A 13413-nucleotide genomic window follows, 5' to 3' on the forward strand; every position below is an offset into this window, starting at 1 on the left:
GAGGGGATATGTGGAAAATGTAAGGATGATGAAAATCCGCACCCTCGCCGTCCTCCTTTTCCTGCTTCTTCCCGCCCTTGCGTGGCCTTTCGAGGAAGAGGTCCGTATCGTGGTCCTGGACCCGGGGCACGGGGGCTATGAAAGGGGCATCCGGGACGAGAAATCGGTCACCCTGGCGGTGGCCAGGCAGATAAAGGACATCCTGGAGTACGCGGATGCCCGGGTGTACCTGACCCGCAAGATAGACCATTTCCTTTCGCTGTCGGAGCGACGGGCCGTCATAAACAGCCATAATCCGGACATTTTCGTGAGCCTGCATTTCTCCGGCTCGGATGACTTCGCCGTCTATGTCACCCGCTACGCCGGGCGCGATGCGAGCACGAGCCTGAAAAAATATTATTCCATCGACGAGCGGCAGAGGCGCTATCTTTACGAAAGCGGCCTGCTGGCCGGGACGCTGGAGAAGGCCCTGGCCCGGGAGTACGGCACGGGCGTCGTGCACAGGGAGATGCCTCTGCCCCTGCTGAATGCCGTGGGAGCACCCGCCGTGCTCGTGGAGCTCCCTTCCCGGGGAATAACGTACGGGGAAAGGGAGATCCTCAGGGTGGCCTCCGTCATCGCCCTCGGAATCATGAACTATGAAGAAAAACGATAGCGGGGGATTCCGCGCTCCCGGCACGGGCCGCTCCGGGCCGGCGGCCGGCGGACGGAGGGGACTGTTCCCCCTGCGGGGCGTCGTCCTTCTGGTGCTGGTCATTCTCGTCTGCGCCGCCATAACGGCGGCCTACCTGTTCTGGGGCAGGGAAGGGCAAGAGGGGGCGGAGGTCGCCCCTCTGAAGGAGGAAGAGCTTCAGGCCCTCGTCTCCGACTACATCTCCATCGGGGTGTACTATCCCACGGAGCGGGGCATCGCCCTGGAGAAGCGGCGGGTGCCCCGTGTCGTGAGCAGGCGGGAAATGGCCCGGACGGCCATGGAGAGTTTTCTGGCGGGCCCCTCCGGCGGGGCGGAGACGGGCTCCCTGGTGCCGCCGGAGGCCGAGCTCATGGGGGTCTATGCCGGCTCCGACAGCGTCATTTATCTTGATTTATCACCCAGCTTCAGGAGCAATTTCCAGGGGAGCGCACTGGGGGAGTTCAGGCTCCTGAAGGCCATCTACGAGACCATCACGGCCAATGTCTACGGCGTCGAGGACGTCAAGGTCCTCATCGACGGCAAGGAGGTGGAGAGCCTGGGCGGGCACATCACCCTTGACGAAGGCCTCCGCAAAGCCCTCTCGCATGGCGCCGAGCCCCGGGAGAGACGCATTGAGTGACGCGGCCATAGGGGTCTTCGACTCCGGCATCGGGGGGCTTACGGTCGTCCGGGAGCTCATGAAGGCCCTTCCGGGGGAGGGCATAATCTATCTGGGCGATACGGCCCGGGTACCCTACGGCATCCGCTCCCCCGAGACCGTGCGGAGGTATGCCGCCCAGGGCGCGGCCTTTCTGCTCCGGCGCGGGGTGAAGCTCCTCGTGGTGGCCTGTAACACCATGAGCGCCGTGGCCCTGGAGGCCATCCCGGCAAAAGTGCCGGTAGTGGGGGTCATTCTTCCCGGGGCCCGGGCGGCTGCGGAGGGGTCCGAGACCGGCAGGATAGGCGTCATCGGCACCGAGGCCACTGTGCGGAGCGGGGCCTACGAGGAGGCCATAAGGGCCCTGAACCCCCAGGCCGAGGTCTTTTCCCTGCCCTGTCCCCTCTTTGTCCCCCTGGTGGAGGAAGGCTGGCTTGAAGGGGAGGTGCCCCGGCTGGCGGCCGCGGAGTACCTGGGGCGGCTCCTCGGACGGGGCATGGACACCCTGGTGCTGGGCTGCACGCACTATCCCCTGCTCAAGCCGGTTATCGCCGGTGTGGCCGGAGAGGGCGTGCGGCTCATAGATTCCGCCCAGGAGACGGCCAGGGAGGTGAAAGAACACCTGGGGGGCGGCAAGGGCCCTCTGCCGGGCGACCCGCCGGCCCGGGAGTTTTATGTGACGGACGGCCCCGGCAAGTTCCGGTCCGTGGGAGGCAGGTTCCTGGGCGCGGACATCGACAACGTGACGAAAGTGCAACTGGAGGTGCAGGAATGAGGCCCGACGGCAGAAGAGCGGACGAACTGAGGCCGGTGAAGCTGACCAGGGACTACATCGCCACAGCGGAGGGCTCCGTCCTGGTGGAAATGGGCAATACGCGGGTCATCTGCACGGCGTCCATCGAGGACAAGGTCCCCCCCTGGCTGAAGGACCGCGGGCAGGGGTGGATTACGGCCGAGTACGGGATGCTGCCCCGCTCCACCGGCACCCGCATGATGCGGGAGGCGGCCCAGGGACGGGTGGGGGGCCGCACCCAGGAGATCCAGAGGCTCATAGGGCGCGCCATGCGCTCGGTGGCCGACCTCCCGGCCCTGGGCGAGAGGACCATATGGCTTGACTGCGACGTCATCCAGGCCGACGGGGGGACCCGGACGGCGGCCATCACCGGGGCCTTTCTCTCTCTGGCCGACGCCGTCCACTATGCCCTGGAGCACGGCATGATGGAGCGTTCTCCCCTGAGGGACCTGGTGGCCGCCGTGAGCGTCGGGGTGGTGGACGGAGAGCCGGTCCTGGACCTGTGCTACGAGGAGGACGCCGGGGCCGATGTGGACATGAACGTGGCCATGACCGGCGGGGGAAAATTCGTGGAGGTGCAGGGCACCGCGGAGGCCGCCCCCTTCGGCAGGGAGACCCTTGACGGGCTTCTGGACCTGGCCGCAGGAGGCATCGCGCAGCTCCTGGAAATCCAGAAGGCAGAAATGAAAGGCGGTATGCTAAAATTATAGTGTATGGGGAAAAAAGATAACAGAAATATGAACATGTTCCGTGGCATCTTCGTCTGGATCCTCATCGGGATGACCATGATACTTCTGTTCAATCTCCTCAGTACGCCCAAAAAGACGGACGAGGAGATAAAGTTCTCCCAGTTTCTCACGCGCCTGGAGGCCGGGGACGTACAGGAGGTGGTCATCAAGGAGAATTACGTCACGGGGCGGATGAAGGATGGAAAGAAATTCGCCACCTACACGGCGGACTACCCTCAACTGGTTCCTCTGCTCCGCGAGAAGGGTGTGGAAATAACGGCGAAGCCGCCCGACCAGAGCCCCTGGTACGTGACCTTCCTTCTGTCCTGGGGGCCCATCCTGTTCCTGGTGCTGGTCTGGATATTCTTTATGAGACAGATGCAGGGCGGGGGGAACAAGGCCCTCTCCTTCGGGAAGGCCAAGGCCCGCGTCATATCCGAAAAGCAGGTCCCCGTGACCTTCAGCGACGTCGCGGGCATCGAGGAGGCGAAGGAGGAGGTCCAGGAGATAATCGACTTCCTGAGCGACCCTCAGAAGTTCTCGCGCCTGGGCGGGCGCATCCCCAAGGGGGCGCTCCTCGTGGGAGGGCCGGGCACCGGGAAGACCCTGCTTGCCCGGGCCATCGCCGGGGAGGCCGGGGTGCCTTTCTTCAGCATCTCGGGTTCGGACTTCGTCGAGATGTTCGTCGGCGTGGGTGCTTCGCGGGTGCGGGACCTCTTCGACCAGGCCAAGAAGAACGCCCCGTGCATCGTCTTCATCGACGAGATAGACGCCGTGGGCCGCCATCGCGGCGCCGGCCTCGGCGGGGGGCACGACGAGAGAGAGCAGACCCTGAACCAGCTCCTGGTGGAGATGGACGGCTTCGAGGGCAAGGAGGGCGTCATCATCCTGGCGGCCACCAACCGCCCCGACGTCCTTGACCCGGCGCTGCTGAGGCCGGGACGGTTCGACAGGCAGATTGTGGTGCCGGCCCCCGACGTGAAGGGCCGGGAGGCCATACTCAAGGTGCACTCCAAGAACGTTCCCCTGGACGGCGACGTGGACCTGGCCAAGGTGGCCCGGGGGACGCCGGGATTCTCCGGGGCCGACCTGGCCAATCTCGTCAACGAGGCCGCGCTCCTTGCCGCGAGGAAGTCGCGCGACAAGGTGGCCACGGCGGACTTCGAAGAGGCCAAGGACAAGGTCCTGATGGGAGCGGCCAGAAAGAGCCTCGTCATCAGCGAGGAGGAGAAGAAGAATACGGCCGTGCATGAGGCCGGCCATGCCCTGGTGGCGAAGCTCACTCCGGGGACCGACCCCATCCACAAGGTGACCATCATCCCCCGCGGACGGGCCCTGGGCGTGACCCAGCAGCTGCCGGTGGACGACCGCTACACGCACTCGCGGGAGTTCCTCATGACCACGCTGGCCGTTCTCATGGGAGGGCGCGTGGCCGAGGAGCTTGCGCTTCATCACATGACCACGGGCGCCGGCAACGACATCGAGCGCGCCACCGAGATCGCCCGCAAGATGGTCACGGAGTGGGGCATGAGCGAGAAACTCGGCCCCCTGACCTTCGGCAGAAGGGATGAGCAGATATTCATCGGCAAGGACATCGCCAAGCACAAGGACTACAGCGAGCAGACGGCCGAGCAGATAGACGCCGAGGTCAAGCGCATCGTGGGCGAGGCCTACGAAAAGGCCAAGGCCATCCTCGCCGGCAACCTGAGCCTGCTCATGGACTTCGCCGGCGCTCTCCTTGAGCGGGAGACCATGGACTCGCACGAGATAGAGGAGTTTCTGAGGTCCCGGAACGCGTCCGGGGCGGCACTGGCCTGAGCAGGCATGCGCTTCTCGTGGCGGGGGTACACTCTGGACTTCTCCCTGCGCACTCTCGTCATGGGCGTTCTGAACGTCACCCCCGATTCCTTCTCGGACGGGGGTGATTTTTTTGACCCCCGGGCTGCCATAGGGCGGGCGCGGCAGATTGAGGACGAGGGCGCCGACGCCATCGACATAGGCGGGCTTTCCACGCGGCCGGGCTCGGAGCCCGTCGACGAGGCCGAGGAGCTCCGCCGCGTCCTGCCCGTCATCGAGGCCCTGGCGGGCACGGTGTCCGTCCCCCTTTCCATAGACACATACAGGGCTTCCGTGGCCCGCCGGGCCTTGGAAGCAGGGGCCGCCATGGTCAATGACATAAGCGGCCTGAGGTTCGACCCGGAGATGCCCGCCGAGGCGGCCCGGGCGGGGGTGCCCGTCGTGGTCATGCACATCAGGGGCACTCCCCGGAACATGCAGGCGGCCCCCCGGTACGAGGCCCTCGTGCCGGAGGTCATGGACTATTTGCGGGGCAGCATCCGGCTGGCCGATGAGGCGGGCATTGCGCAGGTCATCATAGACCCGGGCATAGGGTTCGGAAAGACATTCGACCATAACCTGGAGATAATTAACAGGCTGGGAGAGTTCACGCTCCTGGGGCGCCCGGTCCTTGTCGGACCGTCCCGGAAGGCCTTCCTGGGCTGGATACTCGGCGGCGCTCCCCCAAAGGAGCGCCTGATGGGCACGGCCGCCGCCGTGACGGCGGCGGTGCTGGCCGGCGCCCACATGGTGCGGGTTCACGACGTGCGGGAGATGGTGCAGGTCGCCCGCGTGGCCGATGCCATAAAGAGAGAGCGCATGACGCTCCCCGGGGCCTGAGACGCTTCGCAACCTCCTGCCTTCCGCCGCGGGAAAACCCGAATGGATTTCAGCGGCCCTTCGGGGCTTCGAGGACTCTCCTGAGCGAGCCCCGGGCTTCCGCGAGCAGGCGTTCGGCCTCCTCGCGGGAGACGCCCCTCTTGAGCATCACCACGGCGGTCTTGGGCCGCATCCCGGAAAGCCTCAGAAACTCCTCCGCCTCCCCGGGGCTGCACCCCGTAATCTCCCTTATGATGTGCTCGGCACGGATGAGGAGCTTCCGGTTGGAGGGCACCACGTCCACCATGAGGCCGTCATGGACGTGCCCCAGAGCCGTCATGAGAGCCGTGGAGAACATGTTCAGGACCATCTTGGTGGCCGTGCCGGCCTTCAGGCGCGTGGAGCCCGCCACAATCTCCGGCCCGGTCTCGATGGCCACGAGACCGTCCAGAAAGGCCGGCCGCGGGCTGCCGCCGGGGCTCATGGTCAGAAGCCAGCACCGTGCGCCCCGTCCCTTGGCGGCTTCTAGGGCCGCAAGGACAAAGGGCGTCCGGCCGCTTGCACTGATGCCGAGGGCCATGTCCCGGCCGGAAAGGACGCCGCCCGCCTCGCGGCCCGCCGCCTCGTCGTCCTCCGCCCCCTCGGCGGCGGCCAGGACCGCCTGTGCCCCGCCGGCCATGATGGCGCGGACGCGGTCGTCCCCAAAGGTAGGGAACACCTCGGCCGCATCCAGGACGCCGACCCGCCCGCTGGTGCCCGCACCCACGTAATAGAGGACGCCCCCGCCCAGGAGGCTTTCCACGGCCTCCTTCACCATCCGCTCGATGTCCGCGAGAGAGCGTCCCACGGCCTGCACCGCGGCGGCGTTCTCCTCATGCAGGATGCGCAGTATTCCGCCTGCGGGCAAGGCGTCAAGCCCCCGGGCCAGGGGATGGACCTGTTCTGTAGCGGGGGTCTCTTCGGGAAACATCTGACCTGCATCTTACCATGCCGGTGAGTTTTTTGCTATTATAAGGGGCCGGACGGAAGGGCAGAAACTTTCTCTCGAGAGGTGGTTTTTTCATGACGGGCCGGACAGTTCTTTCTGCCTTTGTCATAGGTCTCCTTCTGACGACCGTTTCCTGCTCTACCATGGGCCACAGGAAGAAGGAGGCGGTGGCTCAATACAAGCTGGGCGTCTCCCAGTTTCTGGCGGGAAACAACCAGGCGGCCTACGTGAGATTCCAGGAGGCCCTTCGCCTGGACCCGAACAACAAAGAGGTCTATAACGCCCTGGGTAACGTTCACCTGAGGCTCAAGGAGTACGAGAAGGCCGAGAAAAGCTTCAAGAAGGCCGTGAACCTTGACTCTCAATTCTCCGAGGCGCACAACAATCTCTGCTACGTCTATTACAAGACCGGCCGTTACGAAGAGGCCATAACAAGCTGCGAGCGGGCCTTGGCCAACAAGGTCTATGCAACGCCCGAGAAGGCCTTTTACAACCTGGGCTTCTCCTACTACAGGCTGGAACGCTACGACAAGGCCCTGGGGGCTTTCGAGGACGCCCTGCGGCGGTCGCCCAGGTCCTTCCAGGCATACTACGGGCTGGCCCTCGTTTATAACGCCCAGGGGAGATACGGCAAGGCATCCGAGGCCATGGGCTTCGCCCTGGGCTTCGACCCGCGTTTCCGGGGCAATGCCGCGCGGGCCGAGCAGGAGTTCATGAAGGAGCAGACCGAGTCGGCCGGGCTGGATTTCAAGGACCTCAGCGACTACATAGAGATACTGCACTACTGATGCTCCCCGGGGATGCAGAGCGCCTGATGGGGGCGGCCCGCACCGCCCTGCGCAACGCCGTGGCTCCCCGTTCGGGTTTCCGGGTGGGCGCCGCGCTCCTGACGGGTGAAGGGGACATCGTCACCGGGTGCAACATCGAAAACCCTTCCCTCATGCTGACCGTCTGCGCCGAGAGGGTGGCCCTCCTGAAGGCCTTGTCCGAGGGCAGGCGGTCCTTCCGGGCGATGGCCGTCGCCTGCGGCGACGGCAGGGAGTGCTTTCCCTGCGGGGCCTGCCGGCAGATGCTCGCGGAGTTTGCGCCGGGACTCGTCCTCTTGCTCGATGCCCCGGAGGGAATGAAGAAGTACGCCCTCGAGGAGCTTCTCCCCCACCGCTTCATTCCGTGACGGTATTCCCCTTCGTGCGGAAACGTCCTACAATGGCCTTATGGTAAACGACGAACAGGTCAGGGCCTTCTTCCGGAAGAAGGCCACCAAGCCGCTTCACTTCAACGAAATCGTTTCCCTGATGGGCCTCGTGAGGGAGGAGCGGAAACCCCTGAAGCGCATCCTCCGGAACCTTACGGCGGAGGGGGAGCTGGTGCGCACGCGCAAGGGTTTCTACGGGCCTGCCCAGGCCATGGAGCTTGTGACGGGCTATTTCGAGGCCCACCGGGAGGGCTACGGGTTCGTCATCGCCGAGAGGCCGGGACAGCGGGACGTCTTCGTTCCCCTTCCCGCCGTGGGCTCCGCCATGGACAACGACAAGGTCGTCGTGCGGGTGGAGGACCACAAGCGGCGGGCCGGCAGGATAATCAGGGTCCTGGAGCGGGCCCATGCCCGCATTGCCGGCGTGGCGGAGGTCAGCCGCGGCGCGTGCTTCGTCCGCCCCAAGGAAAAGTCCATCCCCTTCGGCGTGGTCGTCCCCCCCAGGGACTGCCGGGGCGTAAAGGACGGGCAGACCGTGGTCGTGGAGATACGCCGGTACCCGGAGGGGCGGCGTCCGGCCACCGGACGGGTGGTGAAGGTCCTGGCCCGTCCGGACACCCCCCGCGCCGAGGTGGAGGCGGTTATCGAGGAGTTCGGGCTCCCGCGGAGGTTCCCCACCGCGGTGCGCACGGAGGCGAAGACCCTCTACGAGAAGGAGCCCGGCCTGGGCCGTCGAAAGGACCTCACGGGGCTTCCCACCGTGACCATCGACGGGGAGAGGGCCAGGGACTTCGATGATGCCGTCTCCGTCAGGCGAGGCAACGACGGCTACACCCTCTGGGTGCACATAGCCGACGTGGGCTACTATGTGCCCTGGGACTCTATCATCGACCTCGAGGCCCGGAAGCGCGGCACCAGCGTCTACTTCCCCGACAGGGTCCTCCCCATGCTCCCCAGGGAACTGAGCGAGGACCTCTGCAGCCTCCGCCCCAGGGTACAGAGGCCGGCAATGACCGTGGAGATGGGCTTCGACCGGGAGGGCGAGCCGGCGGGCACGCGGTTTTATTCCAGCGTCATCCGGAGTGACGAGCGGATGACCTATACGTCGGTCAGGAAGATACTGACGGACGGGGACCCCGGGGAGAGGGCCAGGTACGGGCATCTCCTGGGGGACTTCGAGCTCATGGCGGAGCTGGCCGCGCTTCTCAGGGCCCGGAGGCTTGCGCGGGGGAGCCTGGACTTCGACCTGCCGGAGCCCGAGGTGGTCCTGGACCTCCAGGGCAGGCCGGAGGCGGTGCTCAAGGCGGAGCGCAACCTGGCCCACATGCTCATAGAGGACTTCATGATAGCGGCCAACGAGGCGGTTGCCCGGCATCTGGAGGGGCTGGGCGTACCCAGCCTCTATCGCATACACGAGGAGCCCGAGGCGGAGAAGGTGCAGGCCCTGATGCGGTTCGCCCGGCTGCCCCTCACCCGGGGGAAACGGTCCGGGCCGGGGCGGGTGGCCGAGATACTGGATGCGGCCAGGGGCACGCCCACCGAGGAGATCGTCGTCTATGCCATCCTCCGCTCGCTCAAGCAGGCCAGGTACTCGGCGGAGAACGTGGGGCATTTCGGCCTGGCCTCGGAGTGCTATACCCACTTTACGTCGCCCATCCGGCGCTACCCCGACCTGGTGGTCCACAGGGTTCTGAAGGAAGTGCTCTCCAGAAAGCGCATGTCCGACAGGCGCACGGAGGCGCTCGCCTCGCTCCTGCCGGACATCGCCTTCGAGTCCTCCCGGCGGGAGCGCGTGGCCGACGACGCCGAGCGGGACGTGGTGCAGGCCATGAGGATGTGGTTCATGCGGGACAAGGTGGGCGAGGAGTTCGAGGGGCACGTGGTGGGAGTCACCCCCTACGGCATGCGCGTCAGGCTCCAGGAGTTTTACGTGGAGGGGTTCATCCACGTCAGTTTCCTCACTGACGACTACTACCAGTACGACGAGCGGAGCATGGCCCTCAGGGGCAGGCACACCTCCAGGGGGTTCAAACCCGGCCAGGAGGTGAGGGTACGGGTGGAGAGGGTGGACATCGAGGAGCGGGAACTGGTGCTCGGGCTGGTGTGAACGCCTCCCGGGAGATGCTTCCTTCCTTATTCCGAAGAATCCGGGCCACAGGCGTCCAAGGAGGAAAAAAGGCGGTCTTTTGAGAGCGGGCGGCTCAGGAAGAGATGAGCATATTGAGAAGCCTGCTCAGGTCCTCGACCCGGTAGGGCTTGGCGATGACGCCGGCGAAGCCGTAGCTTTCGTAGTCGGCCATAACGGGGTTGGTGGAGTAGCCGCTGGAGACGATGGCCCTGACCCCCGGGTCCAGCTTCTTGAGCTCTCTGACCGTCTCCAACCCCCCCATGCCTCCGGGGATGGTGAGGTCCATGATGACGGCATCGAACTTCTCACCGGATTTCAGAGCCCGCGCGTAAAGCTCCACGGTCTCCTCTCCATCGCGGGCAAAGTATACGTCGTAGCCGAAGAAGCCGAGGGCGGCTCCGGCCGAGTCGCGCACCGCCTCGTCGTCATCCATGACCAGGACCTTTCCGGTGCCCTGAAAGACGTGCTCCTCCTCTTCGCTCCCGCCGGGAGCCTCCGGGGCGGCGGGCAGGTAGAGCTGAAAGGACGTGCCCTCTCCGGGTGCGCTTTGCACGCTGATGTGTCCGCCGTGTTTCTTTATGACGGAGTACGTGGTGGCCAGGCCAAGGCCGCTGCCCCCCTGCTTGGTGGTGAAGAAGGGGTCGAATATCTTGCCCATGTGCTCCGGCTCGATGCCCGCGCCTCTGTCGGCCACGGTCACCTTTACGTAAAGCCCCGCTTCCAGAGGGACCGGGCCCTCTCCGTCCGCCGTGACGTTTTCGGCCGAAAGAATTATGACCCCGCCCTCGGGCATGGCCTGGTCGGCGTTTATGATGAGGTTGCTCAAGGCGCAGCTTATCTGGAGCTCGTCGACCTCCACCGGCCAGAGCCCCGCGGGGAGGGAGAAATCGCACCGGACGTTTGAGCCGCGCAGGGAGAAGCCCGCCGCGTCCCGGGCCAAGTCATCCAGGCGGACGGGCTTCTTGACGGGAACGCCGCCCCGGGAGAAAGTCATGAGCTGGTGGGTGAGGTCCCGGGCTTTCAAGGCGGCCTTTTCCGCCTCCGCCATTCTCTTTGTCGTGGAGGCGTCCGCCGTGCTGGTCAGCCGGGCCAGGGCGATGTTGCTCAGGATGGAGGTGAGCAGGTTGTTGAAGTCATGGGCGATGCCGCCGGCCAGCACGCCCACGCTCTCCAGCTTCTCCGTCTTCAGGAGCTCTTCTTCCATCCGCCGCCGCTCGGTGATGTCCTCTATAACCTCGAGGTAGCCCAGGAGGTCCCCGCCTTCGTCCATCTCGGGGATGGTCGTCACCCGCCAGAGCCGGTCTCGGAAAGGCCTTTCGAAGATGACCACCCTTCGCGCCTTGCGGCATTCGTCGGTGCGGCAGAAGGTGCACGCCGTCTTCGCCCTCTGCCCGTGGGGCTCCTCTGCGAACTCGCCAATGATTTCATGGCAGGGGACGCCCAGCACATCCCGCTCCGTCAGGCCGGTGAGCTCGTAAAACTGCCGGTTGGCGTCCCGCACCATGAGGTCCGTGGCCAGGGCGACGATGCCGAGAGGGATATTCTCGAAGACGGTCTGTATGCGCATGAGCAGCTTCTGTTCCATCTCCTCGGCGTGCTTGCGCTCGGCCATCTCGTGCAGGAGCTTCTCGGTCCGCTCGTCCACCAGCTCGGCCAGGCGCTCCTGGTGCAGGCGAAGCTCCTCCTCCATCCGCTTGCGGCTGGTGATGTCCCGGGCGATGCCCTGTGTGCCCACCACGCGGCCGTCCTTGTCCTTGAGGAGGCTGACGTTATGGAGCACATGAATGACGCGGCCGGTTTTGGAGAGAAAGCGGTTTTCGAAATTGAAGACGTTTCCGCCGCTTTCCATCATCCGCAAGAACTGGGCTTTCGTCTTCTCGCGGTCTTCGGGGTGTACCCACCTCAGCCACGGATGGCCGATGACCTCCTCCGCCCCGGCCTCCAGGACCTCCAGGGCGGCGCTGTTCATGAAGGTCTGAATCCCGTCGCGGTCGGCGGTGTAGATGATGTCGGTGGAAAGCTCGACGAGGGCCTTGTACTTGGCCTCGGACTCCCGCACGAGGGCCTCCGCGCGCTCGCGTTCGGCCAGGGCCCGCACCGACGCTATGCGCAGCGAGACGTTATTGGCCATCTCGGTGAGGATGTCGAGCTCCTCCGGGCCGAAAGCCTCTGCCTCCGAGGCGTACAGGCAGACGGCACCCACGGCTCCCCCGTCGGCGGACAGGGGCAAAAGGAGGCGGGATGCCGGGCACGGCCGCTCTGCCTGGGAAGGCTCCTCTTCCTGGGTGACGATGGGGGCGCCCTCTCTGAAAAGCTTCGACAGCATTTCCTCTTCCGCCTCCGGAAGCCCCTCGTCCGCCCTGCCGGCGCGGGCCATGACCTTCAGGGACGCCGGCCTGCGGGGGTCTTCGAGAAGGCCGGCCCAGGAGAAGTCGTAGTCGCCGGACTCGACGGCCGAGGCGCACGCCCCTTTGAGGACGTCCTCCTCGGTTCGGGCTCTGAGGAGGGCGCTTCCGCATCTGCTCATGGTTCTCAGGGCCCGCTGCAGTTGACGGGTCTTCCTTTCCATGGCGTGCTTGGAGAGCGCCATCTCCAGGGCCAGGTTGAGCTCCCGCACCCTGAAGGGCTTGATGACGTAACCCAGGGGGCCCGTGTCCATTGCCTGGTCCAGGGTCTCCTGGTCCGAATAGGACGTGAGGTAGACGACGGGGACGTCCAGGACGGCGCGGATATCGCGCGCGGCCTCTATGCCGTTCATCCCGCCCTGAAGCACGATGTCCATGAGGACCAGGTCCGGCCGCCGCCGGAGCGCCTCCTCGAAGGCGGCCTTTCCGGAGACGGCGAACCCGCAAACCCTGTAGCCCAGGGACTCCACGCTCTGGGCGATGTCCTTGGCTATGATGCCCTCGTCCTCGACGATGAGAATGCTTTTCATTTTCTCCATGTTCCCGTCCCTGGCCCCCGCGCTTGCCGGCGGGCAGAGGATGACGCCCGTCTTTCCGGGCTAGGCGCACCGAAAGCGCGGATGCACGCAGGCAGGAAGCAGCCTTCTCCTCCGCCAGGGAAGGCACGTGTCCCTTCAGGCCGATACGCTCTCATGCGGTCCCCCGCTTACGCCGGAGATGCCCCGAGTTTTCCCCCTTAGGATCCGATCCGGCAACATGACTATTTTAAAACATTATAATTATAATTTCAGGCTAAAAAGACACACGCTAGGGGAGGACTGGGTGTAGTCAAGTCATTTCTACATTCCACTTGTACAACAGGCACTTAGGAGGGAGTATCCCCAGTTTTGGGCGTCACCAAACGTCATCAACTAATATATCCAGCATTGACTCTGGACGGCTTTCAGGAAGGCGTATTGACCGAGCGAGGGTCCCTTTCATGAGCCTCCGCGCCCTCGCTTCGCCCCCCTGGCCGTGGGCCTGGAGTATGGAAGAGGTCAGGGGGTGGACGCAAGACGCAAGGGCCATGTCTCTTTGCTCCGGGGTCTCCCGAATGTGTCTTCCACTTGCAAGTCCGCAGGTGTCGGAAATCTAAACTTTCGAAGATTCCATCCGGAAAGCGGCACCCGAAAAGATATTGAGAAAATGTG

The 13413-nt window shown here is 65.0% G+C and carries 11 protein-coding genes; 9 read left to right on the plus strand and 2 right to left on the minus strand.

Features of this window, described 5'->3' with window-relative positions:
• The 6 genes from P8Y39_09575 to folP all read left to right on the plus strand — a co-directional run.
• A partial coding sequence (locus P8Y39_09575; GenBank protein ID MEJ2192577.1) for an N-acetylmuramoyl-L-alanine amidase occupies positions 1–655 on the plus strand: 655 nt, incomplete at its 5' end.
• Entirely contained in the window at positions 639–1313 is a 675-nt protein-coding gene (locus P8Y39_09580) for a GerMN domain-containing protein (GenBank protein ID MEJ2192578.1), read from the plus strand. The genes P8Y39_09575 and P8Y39_09580, both read left to right, overlap by 17 nt.
• On the plus strand, positions 1306–2106 hold the full coding sequence (gene murI / locus P8Y39_09585; protein ID MEJ2192579.1) for a glutamate racemase: 801 nt from the start codon (positions 1306–1308) through the stop codon (positions 2104–2106). The genes P8Y39_09580 and murI overlap by 8 nt, the downstream gene beginning before the upstream one ends.
• Complete coding sequence (rph, locus tag P8Y39_09590) at positions 2103–2834, plus strand: ribonuclease PH (protein MEJ2192580.1); 732 nt, start codon at positions 2103–2105, stop codon at positions 2832–2834. Before murI ends, rph begins: the two co-directional genes overlap by 4 nt.
• Positions 2835–2861: 27 nt before the next feature.
• Entirely contained in the window at positions 2862–4670 is a 1809-nt protein-coding gene (ftsH, locus tag P8Y39_09595; protein ID MEJ2192581.1) for an ATP-dependent zinc metalloprotease FtsH, read from the plus strand.
• A 6-nt stretch (positions 4671–4676) separates the two neighbouring features.
• Entirely contained in the window at positions 4677–5528 is an 852-nt protein-coding gene (gene folP, locus P8Y39_09600; GenBank protein MEJ2192582.1) for a dihydropteroate synthase, read from the plus strand.
• Between the two features lie 49 nt (positions 5529–5577).
• Here the strand turns inward: folP and P8Y39_09605 are convergent, their stop codons facing one another.
• Positions 5578–6477: an N-acetylmuramic acid 6-phosphate etherase gene (locus P8Y39_09605; protein ID MEJ2192583.1), complete on the minus strand. Its 900-nt coding sequence runs from the start codon at positions 6475–6477 to the stop codon at positions 5578–5580.
• 185 nt (positions 6478–6662) lie between these two features.
• On the opposite strand from P8Y39_09605, the gene P8Y39_09610 reads away from it, so the two are divergent.
• From P8Y39_09610 to rnr, 3 genes are read left to right on the plus strand one after another with little or no spacing between them, the layout of a single operon-like run.
• On the plus strand, positions 6663–7283 hold the full coding sequence (locus P8Y39_09610) for a tetratricopeptide repeat protein (GenBank protein MEJ2192584.1): 621 nt from the start codon (positions 6663–6665) through the stop codon (positions 7281–7283).
• Positions 7283–7669, plus strand: coding sequence for a cytidine deaminase (locus P8Y39_09615; GenBank protein MEJ2192585.1), 387 nt, complete (start codon positions 7283–7285; stop codon positions 7667–7669). Before P8Y39_09610 ends, P8Y39_09615 begins: the two co-directional genes overlap by 1 nt.
• Positions 7670–7709: 40 nt before the next feature.
• The gene (rnr, locus tag P8Y39_09620) at positions 7710–9797 is read left to right on the plus strand and encodes a ribonuclease R (GenBank protein MEJ2192586.1); all 2088 of its coding nucleotides are present in this window, start codon (positions 7710–7712) and stop codon (positions 9795–9797) included.
• 94 nt (positions 9798–9891) lie between these two features.
• Here rnr and P8Y39_09625 read toward each other — a convergent pair whose 3' ends face one another.
• Complete coding sequence (locus tag P8Y39_09625) at positions 9892–12753, minus strand: response regulator (protein ID MEJ2192587.1); 2862 nt, start codon at positions 12751–12753, stop codon at positions 9892–9894.
• Positions 12754–13413 lie beyond the last annotated feature (660 nt).

It is taken from the genome of Nitrospirota bacterium, from assembly GCA_037386965.1.
Lineage (GTDB): Bacteria > Nitrospirota > Thermodesulfovibrionia > Thermodesulfovibrionales > JdFR-86 > JARRLN01.

Bases quoted from the DNA above. Each gene is read 5' to 3' on its own strand.
- P8Y39_09580 (MEJ2192578.1), top strand. From the start codon at position 639: ATGAAGAAAAACGATAGCGGGGGATTCCGCGCTCCCGGCACGGGCCGC.
- rph (MEJ2192580.1), top strand. From the start codon at position 2,103: ATGAGGCCCGACGGCAGAAGAGCGGACGAACTGAGGCCGGTGAAGCTG.
- ftsH (MEJ2192581.1), top strand. From the start codon at position 2,862: ATGAACATGTTCCGTGGCATCTTCGTCTGGATCCTCATCGGGATGACC.
- folP (MEJ2192582.1), top strand. From the start codon at position 4,677: ATGCGCTTCTCGTGGCGGGGGTACACTCTGGACTTCTCCCTGCGCACT.
- P8Y39_09605 (MEJ2192583.1), bottom strand. From the start codon at position 6,477: ATGTTTCCCGAAGAGACCCCCGCTACAGAACAGGTCCATCCCCTGGCC.
- P8Y39_09615 (MEJ2192585.1), top strand. From the start codon at position 7,283: ATGCTCCCCGGGGATGCAGAGCGCCTGATGGGGGCGGCCCGCACCGCC.
- rnr (MEJ2192586.1), top strand. From the start codon at position 7,710: ATGGTAAACGACGAACAGGTCAGGGCCTTCTTCCGGAAGAAGGCCACC.
- P8Y39_09625 (MEJ2192587.1), bottom strand. From the start codon at position 12,753: ATGAAAAGCATTCTCATCGTCGAGGACGAGGGCATCATAGCCAAGGAC.